The sequence below is a fragment of the Oligoflexus sp. genome, assembly GCF_035638955.1.
Classification (GTDB): domain Bacteria; phylum Bdellovibrionota_B; class Oligoflexia; order Oligoflexales; family Oligoflexaceae; genus Oligoflexus.
This window is the reverse complement of record NZ_DASQYZ010000450.1, coordinates 1-10591: the sequence shown is the minus strand read 5'-3', so window position 1 is coordinate 10591 and position 10591 is coordinate 1. Positions and strand designations below refer to the sequence as shown.

At 49.4% G+C, this 10591-nt stretch carries 11 protein-coding genes; 9 read left to right on the top strand and 2 right to left on the bottom strand.

Going from position 1 to position 10591, the window contains the following annotated elements:
* On the bottom strand, positions 1 to 281 hold a 281-nt coding region (locus VE954_RS36830; protein WP_324962559.1), incomplete at its 3' end, for a hypothetical protein.
* Between the two features lie 766 nt (positions 282 to 1047).
* On the opposite strand from VE954_RS36830, the gene VE954_RS36825 reads away from it, so the two are divergent.
* The 4 genes from VE954_RS36825 (at position 1048) to VE954_RS36810 (ending at position 4850) form a co-directional block, all read left to right on the top strand.
* Entirely contained in the window at positions 1048 to 1344 is a 297-nt protein-coding gene (locus tag VE954_RS36825; RefSeq protein ID WP_324962557.1) for a hypothetical protein, read from the top strand.
* Positions 1345 to 1470: 126 nt separating this feature from the next.
* The gene (locus VE954_RS36820) at positions 1471 to 2241 is read left to right on the top strand and encodes a hypothetical protein (RefSeq protein ID WP_324962555.1); all 771 of its coding nucleotides are present in this window, start codon (positions 1471 to 1473) and stop codon (positions 2239 to 2241) included.
* Positions 2242 to 2796: 555 nt separating this feature from the next.
* Entirely contained in the window at positions 2797 to 3816 is a 1020-nt protein-coding gene (locus VE954_RS36815; protein ID WP_324962553.1) for a ParA family protein, read from the top strand.
* Positions 3807 to 4850, top strand: coding sequence for a hypothetical protein (locus tag VE954_RS36810; protein ID WP_324962551.1), 1044 nt, complete (start codon positions 3807 to 3809; stop codon positions 4848 to 4850). Before VE954_RS36815 ends, VE954_RS36810 begins: the two co-directional genes overlap by 10 nt.
* 718 nt (positions 4851 to 5568) lie before the next feature.
* On the opposite strand, the gene VE954_RS36805 is transcribed toward VE954_RS36810, so the two are convergent.
* Complete coding sequence (locus VE954_RS36805; RefSeq protein ID WP_324962548.1) at positions 5569 to 5853, bottom strand: hypothetical protein; 285 nt, start codon at positions 5851 to 5853, stop codon at positions 5569 to 5571.
* A gap of 144 nt (positions 5854 to 5997) precedes the next feature.
* Here VE954_RS36805 and VE954_RS36800 point away from each other — a divergent pair, with 144 nt between their 5' ends.
* The 5 genes from VE954_RS36800 (at position 5998) to VE954_RS36780 (ending at position 10372) form a co-directional block, all read left to right on the top strand.
* Positions 5998 to 7125: a hypothetical protein gene (locus VE954_RS36800; RefSeq protein ID WP_324962547.1), complete on the top strand. Its 1128-nt coding sequence runs from the start codon at positions 5998 to 6000 to the stop codon at positions 7123 to 7125.
* Positions 7126 to 7179: 54 nt separating this feature from the next.
* Positions 7180 to 7824: a hypothetical protein gene (locus VE954_RS36795; protein WP_324962545.1), complete on the top strand. Its 645-nt coding sequence runs from the start codon at positions 7180 to 7182 to the stop codon at positions 7822 to 7824.
* Positions 7825 to 8336: 512 nt separating this feature from the next.
* Positions 8337 to 8843 carry a hypothetical protein gene (locus VE954_RS36790; RefSeq protein WP_324962543.1) on the top strand — a complete coding sequence of 169 codons (507 nt, stop codon included), beginning with the start codon at positions 8337 to 8339 and terminating at the stop codon, positions 8841 to 8843.
* Between the two features lie 8 nt (positions 8844 to 8851).
* Entirely contained in the window at positions 8852 to 9700 is an 849-nt protein-coding gene (locus VE954_RS36785) for a TIGR02147 family protein (RefSeq protein ID WP_324962541.1), read from the top strand.
* A gap of 132 nt (positions 9701 to 9832) precedes the next feature.
* On the top strand, positions 9833 to 10372 hold the full coding sequence (locus VE954_RS36780; RefSeq protein ID WP_324962539.1) for a hypothetical protein: 540 nt from the start codon (positions 9833 to 9835) through the stop codon (positions 10370 to 10372).
* Positions 10373 to 10591 lie beyond the last annotated feature (219 nt).

Below are 10591 nucleotides of genomic sequence, written 5' to 3'. Positions count from 1 at the left end.
ATCTTGACCAGCGTGAATACCGCTGTGAACATGACTCCCATTATAATAGTGAGGCGTTTATGAAAACGCTCGAAAGCCTCATCGCTCATGCGACCGAGGAGAAGTTCAGCTTTCAATCTCGCTAGGGGCGAGTTAAAAATGAATTTGGCCTTGCCCGAAGTCTGCGGCCTCGTCCGTCCCTCCACAGAGTCGAGCGTTTTCAAAATCTGCCTGCCTTCTTTTTCCGCTAGACGTCCGTCGATGATGAGAGCTTCAATGCGTTCTTTGTCAGTGAGGCTCACGGTCCACTCCTATTAAAATGAATTTGGCCTTTGCCCGAAGGCTGCGGCCTAGTGAATGCCTTCAGCTCGTCGAGAACCCGGGGCCATATGGTTCCTTCGGGTCGAAATCCATCTGTGTCAAGGCTATGATCTCCCAGCCCATGATCTCCTCTCGTCTATCCAGTCGTCACCCTGAAAAGGGCTAATGACCAACTATTACACTCGACGGTTGCCACCTAATAGAACCTCGATCGCAACCCACGCCAAATAACCAGGAGTTGCGATCAAAATAGGGTGCATTTATTGAGTGAGGAATTTACCCCGTCCGTCATTTGGCGGACAGGGCTTATCAAGGAATAAATGAAACATGACTAAATGACTTATATGTCATAAAGTGTATGACTAGCTAGTACAGACTGCTTCTGGCTTCGCTTATTCTGATCTGCAAGTGGAAGAGAACTAACCATGGTGATCTTGGCTGACAGCTGATTCATCGGTAGTTGTCTTTTGGGTTAATAGTAAAGTCTCTAGCGTCTCAAATTGGCCATAAAAAAGTGAGTTATTTGACATGGTTGCTGATTTTTTAAGGGAGGTTTTTTGGAGGCAGAATTGAGGTAAATGTTCGCTGTCATAAGGCCTCGAAATTATTGACTTTAATTTCTGTGATCTGAATACCCCGTGATTCGCTGAAATTTTCAAAGTCCTGGCGGTAGCAGAGCGGCATTAGAGCGCAATGCAGCTGTCTGGACGACGCCGAAGCTGCGCACAGGACAGGAACAGCGTCCGAATGGCGAAAGTTAAGAAAAATAAAGGAATACTGATCTCAACCTCCATGGTGATAAAATTGAATCAACCTATGGGGCCACAAGACATTTTGCTTCCGGCTGAGCCCTGGCTCAGCCAGGCGCATATTTCCTGCGGGAAAGGCAATATTCTTTGGAGCCGCAGAAATTTTATCTCAGAAGTTTATTCTGCCTCCTTTGTCAGATATCCCGACTTGGATAGGCAATTGGAGCCGAAAAAAGTTTCAAAATCCACTCTAAAGCTGGCCGATAGCCTCACTTCTACCAGGGCTTATCCATGAAAAGAAATTCTTAGGTTTGAATTCCGCTCCCAATGGCTCCTCTCTCAACCCCTTTTCCCGGTTGTTGTTCCGAGTTGATTTGCGTGACGCACATCTCCATGCTGATTCAAGCAATATGGAGGTCGTGTGTTTACAATTCAGGTTGTCAATCGCAGCAATATCAATCGGGACGAAGTCGCCCTGGCCGTGAATGCAATAAATCAGCAGCTATTGAAGCACTTTTTCCCAGCGTGGCAAATCCGGGTCGTTTGCAAAGTTGCGCCGGTAAAACTTGAACTTAGGGAGGTGGATGCCGGAGCCGTGATCTTTCTCACGAATCACGGACGGGCTGACTGTCAGGGTTACCATGATGTTGTCAAAAAAACCGGTATCCCCTATGGATTTTGTTTTGTGAACCTTCTTGATGATGAACCATGGAGCGTCACGCTAAGTCATGAGATCCTGGAATTGGCGCTAAATCCATATTGTGACGCGTATCATCTGTCAAAGCATCCTGAGAGGCATGAAAAGCGTCATGTTTTCCTCTGGCGCGAAGCCGCTGACCCCGTGCAATGCCAATCATATCCAATCAAGATTAATCGTAAGTCCGTCCTGGTCTCAGACTTCGTTTATCCCAACTACTTCACGCCGTATTCGGAGAGCATTGGCCGGAATAATCACCTCGACAATATATCGAGCTGCAGTCTTGCCGAGGGTGGATATCTTGGCTTTTACGATCCGCTGACAGGCGACGATGTGACTTTCTTTGCCCGCGATGACCTGAAGGCCTTTAAAAGGTTCGATCTGAAGGCAAAGGCGGGACAGTACCGGCGTCGAACCAGGACATCGGAGCTTATTCGAGGTATCAGGAATAAAAGGTTGGAAGATGTCGGAGCCGTGTTGGAAGTATCTGTCTGATTCGAGGTAACGATGAAAAAAATTCTCATACTTTCTTTTTCTGGGGGCGGGATTAGAGGGTATCTTTCAGCGAAAGTTGTGGAAGATCTTCAGCAGCATGTGCCATTCCTGGATCGCGTGGATATGTTCGCTGGAAGCCCAAGATGCTTGCCGCATTAAGATCTGTTGACCCCTTGGATTTCATCGTAGCGCATTGCAAAGTTCGACTGGTGCTTTTCAGGGGGCATGTGGATTACCAATGGGCTGGTGCGGGATGGGAAAGTCGGGTGCTGTTAGTCTGTGCGCGCCCATGAAAGAGCAACAGTCCCATACAAATATATTTTGGCACTTACTACATGGAGGAAACTATGGAGGAGGTTTTCTGTTTATATTTTAAGCAAATATTGTTGCTTTTTTACGCATTGCTCAACACTACCCTGTCTATATGAAAGATCTACGCTAGAAATTTTTAGTGATCTAGGCAACTTTACGTTGTACGATATGTCTGGCCATGTCATCATAGGTTTATTGCTGTTTTTTTATGTTAAAAGCTAAAAGAACCAAGAGATGTTTAACATGGCTGATACCGATAAGAAGTTCTTCACATCAACTGAACTCCAGCATTTGTTCCTGATGAACGATGGAGCACCACAAACACTTATTTCTGCGGAACGTGCGGGTCACATCCCAGTAGCTGAGAGGCAGAAAAGAGGAAAAATCGATGTCAGAAGATGGTCTATTGACCAGATTCCGGCCATTGGCAACAAGTATGGTTTTTTGAAGAAGCCGGCAACATCGAAAGTGATATGTGTTTACACCGCAAAAGGCGGCGTGCTCAAGAGTACGTTAAGCTATAGTTTGGCCAGAATACTCGCGATAAATGGGATTCGAGTTTTGATTATTGGCCTTGATATTCAGGGCACAATTACTGATTTGGCGTTGCACCCGGTTGCTATTGAAACTTTGGATGAACTCAGATCATATCAGGGAGTGGCTGATATTGTTCTCAAGGGTGTCGATGTAAGAGATGCCATTCAAGAGACAGACCTTCCTACGTTAGACATTATCCCTGAAACACCTGGGCTTGGGCCTCTTGAGAAGCATATTCGCGATGCAAAGAGACGAGAATATGTTTTGAACGATAAGGTCATAAAGCCGATCATTAATGATTATGATGTCGTCATAATCGATAATAGTCCAAATTGGAATCTTTTAATCGAAAACGCTCTTACTGCTGCAAACGTAGTTATATCACCGATTGGATGTGACCTTGGTAGTTATCAGGCTCTTGAAACCAATATAAGCACCACTATTGAGTTTCAAAAAGAAATGAAACTCAAGTGGGACAGCTTGATGCTTATTCCGACATTGCATGAAAAAAATAAGCTTAGCTCTCAGATCTATGGCGCATACCTTAACCAATATCCTGATTTGGTTGTTCATACTCCTATCCGCAGAGCAATTGCTGGGCAGGAGTCCCTGACGCTCAGGCAATCCGCGATTGAATACAATCCCAAGAGTGAACTCGCTCGCGACTATTATGATGCTGCCAAAGAGATTTGGCGAAGAGTGTGCGGAGAAGGCTCATGGCGCTAAAGAAAAACCCGTTCGAGAATAAACGGGCATCTGGTGTACGAGTGACGCCGCGAGATTATGAACGACAAATTTTAGATGAATCGGCCAGTGACTCTTTAGAAAATATAAACAAGTCTCAAACTGATCGGCAGGGAGCTGTCGGACCAAAAGAGAACAACAAGACAATTGAGGCGACAGACCAGGAGACAAGCCAGGCGACAGACCAGGAGACAAGCCAGGCGACAGACCAGGAGGCAAGCCAGGCGACAGACCAGGAGGCAAGCCAGGCGACAGACCAGGAGGCAAGCCAGGCGACAGACCAGGAGGCAATCCAAGCGACAGACCAGGCGACAATCCAGGCGACAAACCGGGAGACAATCCAGGCGACAAACCAGGAGACAAACCGGGAGACAATCCAGGAGACAAACCGGGAGACAAACCGGGAGACAATCCAGGCGACAAACCAGGCGACAAACCAGGCGACAAACCGGGAGACAATCCAGGAGACAAACCGGGAGACAATCCAGGAGACAAACCGGGAGACAATCCAGGAGACAAACCAGGCGACAATCCAGGCGACAGACCAGGAGACAATCCAGGCGACAAACCGGGCGACAAACCGGGCGACAAACCGGGCGACAATCCAGGCGACAAACCGGGAGACAATCCAGGAGACAAACCGGGAGACAATCCAGGCGACAGAAAGTGGTATAACTAGCCAAAATTATAATGAATTATATATTATCAATACTGATGATCTTAAATATAGAAAAGGGTCATCAAAGTACATGGTACTTGAGCACCTATCACGAAAGGCGCTTAGCTCAAATACAGGGACAACTGATCGCGTTGTTCACTCGGAGTTATGCAGCGCATTGAATCTAACTAAAACAAACCTCAAGCAGATCATAAGACGATTGACGCAAGAAGGATGGATTATTTGCGACAAGTCATTGAGCAAGATGAGTAGGCATGGATATCAATGTTATAGGGTCAATCCCATGGCTATAGAATACTTCCGATCGATTGAGGAAAGGAGAAGTAAGCGACGCTGAGATCATCTCGTGATGTGATTTAGAAGGCAAAGTATTAGAGGCCCGATCCGGGAGACAATCCGGGAGAACAATCCGGGAGACAATCCGGGAGACAATCCGGGAGACAATCCGGGAGACAATCCGGGAGACAATCCGGGAGACAATCCGGGAGACAACAAGTTCACTGTGGCATTTGGCCTTAACTTTTGTGGTTGCATGAGCCCGCAATTGGCGATCAGATATAGTTGTTGTGGTTATGGGCTATCAAGCAGAGTTGCAAAAAGAGTGGAAGGATTTTTGACTTCGCTCGCTCTAAAGACTGTGCTGGTACCACAGTCTTTTTAGCTTCTAGGTCACTTGATTTTTGCGGCGCGCACATTCGATGGATTTAACAGCCTGTCTGTGTGAGCCCGCGAGTCCCAAAATAGTCCACCACTGTTTAGGTGGTACGCCCCGGTTTTTGACCGAAAAGGCCTTCTCTGATCGGCTTTCTTGAAAAGCAACGATCCAAGGAACCTTTGCGCCCGCGCGAGGGGGGCGCTGCATTTTGTTAGTTTACCGTGTGCGTGACGCAAAATGCAAGCCCAGGGCATACGCCATTAAAGAAAAATTAACCCCATGGAAGGGGGCCCGCATGGGTTTTGCGTCAAAACAATTCGACGGTGTTATAGCGAGCCAGGCCCCAGCTCCTCGCATACTTCCTAATGGTGGCAAGGGGGGACGACGCAACCGGAAGCGCTCAACTTCGCCTGGTGGATATGAGGCTGCGGGACATTATGTTCATGGGTTTATGGTCCGGACGACTGCTGGGGAAAAAGTCCGCGTCGTTGAGCTCAAACTGCATGGCGAGCGGCGTATCAATCCCGAAGCCGCAGGGCTCATCAAGACGGCTGTCTACAATCCAACGAAGGACAGCTGGACACAACTTTTCCTGCATCTCGACCTGGATATTTCCAATCCGAATCTTGACGATCGATGGGTGGATGATGAGGGACGGATATCCTGTCCGCTTATATGCGAACATCTTAAAGTCCTTGAGCCCAGGCTTTTTGAGGCCATAGCATATATTACACGATCCAGCGGCGGCAGAGGTTTATCGATAGCAATTCCTCTCAGTCCGTTCCAGCTCTGTGATGAAAACGCCGCGATTCACTCCCGGGCAGTGCATTTGCAGACTCTTCTGATAGGTGTCCTCAACTATCACGGAATGGGCGCCGATATCGCAGCAAGCGGTGCAAACAGATGGATGCCAAATTTTCGTAATCCCCAAAAGCTGCTTTACGCAAACGAAGCACGGCGAAGATGGGTACATAATGTCCGGCATTTCGTTATCAGCGAGCTGTACGAGGCATATAGGGATCATCCAGCCGTTGTGTATATTCGCAAGACCGAACGGGCCTCGCAGTTCCTCCACCCCGATTTTCGGATGGAAAAAAAGCTGGCCCGCCTGCTTATCCATATCCAGGGAATCATCGGCTTTGGCGGCATGATCAATATGAGCATGAGGGACATTTGCCGAATTTCAGGCATGGATCAGTCGTCATTCTATCGGTCATTTCTGGGCCGTGCAGATAAAATGCGCTGGCTTGAGATCGAAAGATTGGGTGGGAGACGTGGCTATAATCTCAGATGCACCCCCTCCATCGTCCTTGCCGACCGCGCAGCCGCTATTGTGGAGGGAAGAGCGCATGCCGATGAGCGCGAAGTAGTGTCAAGACCTCCATCATCTGGCGAGACCAGCTGTTTGCCTGATGATGTGCCGGACGGTCAACGGAACCTCTGGTTATACAAAGCCGCAGTGCAGATGAAGCACTCCCTCGTTCCGCAGGCAGACGCTGAGGCAGCAGTCCGGGTGCTTGCTGATCGGATGCCTGCACAGGGGGGCAGCTGGAGCATCCGAAATGCTGAGCCCATCTGCAGGTCCATTTACCGGCATCAGCCGCGTGGACCGAAAAGTCCTATTCTGCGTCTGGTGCCTTCACATGTTTCTGCCGCTGTGGCGACAGTTGCCACTCGGCGAGCCACTGCCATCCACAACCAATCGACGCATGTGAAAAATTTAGATGTTGGAACCCTACGGGTTCCATGTGCTTTTTCCGAGTCTGTAGATGTACCAGAATGTATTTTTGAAAAGGGAGTTACGCTGGATTTGAGTTCCTCAAGCCGTTCACTTCACTGGCCGGGAGCCAGTCCACGGGATGGGGGGCCAGGGGCGAAGGGCTTCAGTCCTTCCCCCAACTCCGGCCCTGGATCCGCATCGCCTGTTTCGGTGGGACAGAAGGCTATTGATACCTGACCTGTCTACTCACCAAAACCCAATTTGCTTACCTTTAGATGAGGTCCTTCGACGATGCCAAAGCTCTACTTCAGATCATTCTGCTTTTGCTTGCTCCTTGTCAGTAGTAAGGCTTTTGGTGGTGTAGTCGATCAAACCGTTGAACTTGATAGAGTCAAGCAGGATCTTGAGAAGCTCCATGTTCATTCAGCCTATTGGCAATACGGATGGACTTCGTTTTTTACAGGATCATTAGCTTTGCAGGCACGAACGCTCGCTGCCGATTCCACTTCGAACGAGCAGAAATTTGATGCCAGAGTCAGCGTTGTAACATCTGGTTCAGGTCTCTTCAGCACCTTGTTCAATCCGATGCCGGCTGCGTTTTTGAGGGAATTTCATCAAAGTCCAGAAGTGACGCCCAGTCAACGAGAAGTCAAAGTAGCCCTAGGACAACGGATTCTGGATGACACAAGGCTGGAAATCAATCGCAGGCGATCAGTAGGCTTTCAGGTCTTCGTCCTGACCGAGCAGGTGTTAGCAGCAGGTGCCATTGCCTGGATTGACAAGCGCCCTCAGGTTGCTGGACGGCGCTTTCTGTGGGGAATGTTAACTTCGGAGTTGTTTATCTTCACCACGCCCTGGAAAAGCTCGCATCATGATACCACTCAGGTTAGTTGGCATATCCTTCCCGATCGAATATCTTTCGATCTGAAATTTTGAGGCTTTATGGGGGATGGTCAGGATTCGTTTAAAAACCCACCATTTCCTCTGACAGACTTCTACCGCAACGGATCTGGACGTTTATTCTGGGCCAGGTTGCGTTGGTAATAAGCCTTTTTTGCGTGACAGCATTGACAAAGCCGGTAACGGAGTCGGCCGGCAGCTGCAATTCCTTGCGCGTCAGGGCGATGGATCCATTCCGCACTGCACCTGGCGTTGGCGTCGATATGGCGGAATTTTCTGCAATCCTGACCGCTACCCTAAACAGTTCGCTTTCATGCCTCTATATGTCTTGGCTACCAAGGCTCCTGAGTTGAAATGAATCTTGTCCCAAGCTCCTGACCATGCCTAGTCGACATTTTGAGCGATGGTAACCAGAATGAGCCAGAACACAAATTGTGACCCGGGACTTTGCAAAAGCTTGCGAACGGTCTATCGTCCGACCCAGTTTTGGGCAATGCTGGCAGCGTAACTGATTAGCACCAACACTCAGTTTTGCGAGGAAATTTTTTATGAAACTGCAAACCTGCCTTCTCGGGGTAGTTCTCAGCACTTCGGGTCTTGCCTTGGCAGGTCCGACGGGCAGTTGCCGCAGCAGCGATCCGCATCCCACGGATTTGACAACCCTGTCTGCGGAGAGCTCCCTGAGCAACAGGTCTCTCTCTGAGTTTTCCCGTGCTTCAAAGAGCAAGATGGTCATTCCTAAGATTGTCTATGACAGCTTTGTGAGCGCAGTGCGTCGCCGTGTTCTGCAGCAGCCAAGCGGCAGTTCGTCGTCCTCGGGCCCTATCCTGACCCAAGCTGTCCCGATTGAGCCGGAGCAGATTCGGGCTTATCATTGCAGCGATATTCCACGAGCCTTTGCTTTGCGCTATGACGCGAAATTTGGTCAGCCCAAACTCTGTATCGGCCACTACCAAATGCGCCTAGGTCGAGTTGTTACACTGGATTTCGACTGTTGGAATGGAACTCCCAGTTCGGTTAGTGGCGGTAACTGGGTGCATGTGGATGTCGAGTAGGGGGGGCGATGGGCGAAGAGACCAAGCAGGATCACTTATCGGAGGGACGCGTCGATATCCTCGCGTATAGCAATCCTTCCGACTACCTCAGAGCGGTCTACACATCCCAAAAAAGGTTTGACACCAGCATTGCCTGGTCTGCGTTTGCTAAACGGCTTGGGATTAGCCTGAGCCTGCTAAAAATGCTGCTGAATGGCCAGCGACAGTACACCATCGAACATATTCACCGTATTGCCAGCTGCCTGAAGCTATCCTACGAACAGCATGAGTATTTTGAAACGATGGTGCTCCTGCATCAGTCGCGTGATCCTGTTCAAACCTCATTCTATCAGCTGCGACGTGAACGTTTTACGCAGCACAAAAAATCTCAAAGTCTCATTTTAAACCCGCGCCTGCTCCGTATGGAGTGGTACGTACCCGGCCTCATCGTTTATCTGATCCAGGTGGCCCGTAGTCAAAATATAGGACTCGATGCAATCGACTACGGAGAAGCGGCCCGACTTCTCGGGCTTGCTGAGTCCCGGATTCGGGAGACCGTTGCGCAATTGCGTCAGACGGGTGTCCTTGAGGTCAAGGATCAACGACTGGCCATCGTTCTCGATAACCTTGCCGGTTCTGTTTCAGTGAAAAAGCTGGTTAGGCAGATCACAGAAGAGTCCTTGACCCGTTTGCGGAACCATTTCCATGATCCTGATACCTTCTTTCATTCGGTTGCCTGCACATTTTATCCCTCGGATCTGCCCGAGATTCGTCTTGGTCTTAAAAAGCTGATCGAACAGTACTCCCAGGACCCCAATGCAGACTACAAAAAGCAGAAGGTTTACCAATGCCTTTTCCATATTTGGCCATTCGCCTGACGGCATGAGCTGCCTCAGGCTCGCCACAAAATGTGGCCTTTCCTTTTTCAGAACCGATGCTCTTTCCTCGCTGCGATCGTCATTTTATTTTACGTTTCTCATGTCAGACAAAATTACAAAGGAGGAACAAAAATGCAACTGAATGCGATTATGACAGCTGGCGTTCTTTTGGCAATCTCTTCGAGTTTGCAAGCAGCCACCTTCACCCGTACCTGCAACGGCTGGATTGAAATCCAATACCAGGACAATGCCACGGGCGGGAAGAGCAGCGTTTCGATCAACCATCTGAAGGCTGAAGGCAATGCCTGGACCATCGCAGCGGCACGTCACGAAGCCCGTAATAGAATCCATGACTGCTATCAGGATCATTGGGACAACCGTTGGGACTTCCATAAAAACGAGTACTCATTCAGTCTCGCTTTCTTGCCAGATTCCTGCACAGCTGGACATATCAAGGGTTATCACGGTGGCGACGTCGACCTTAAGACGAACATCGAGGAGGCGGTCTGGGAAAATTATCTGAAGAGTGTCGACCCTTCCGTGCTGGTCGATGGCGGAGTCTACGTTAAGGTTCTGGCGAAGAGTTCGGGCGGTGGTGTCGTTGAAGCCTGTGATCGTACGCGGACTCTAACCGACGGCTACCTTGTGAAGCGTTCGTGGTTCGATAATTGATCGTGGCGAGAACCTGAGTCGGATTGCCATCGAGGAATTCCGGCTCCAGGATGGATAACGGTCAGGATTCTGGAAATTTCAGGATGGGTCCAGCAGCCGGACAGTTCCCCTGTAAAAAACGCAAGGTCCCCCTTCAAGTAACGCGCGCGTGGATCCACAGCCCCGACTATGCAGCCGGGTTTTTCTCTTCGCACTTGGTTTGAACAGTTGCCGCTGGAC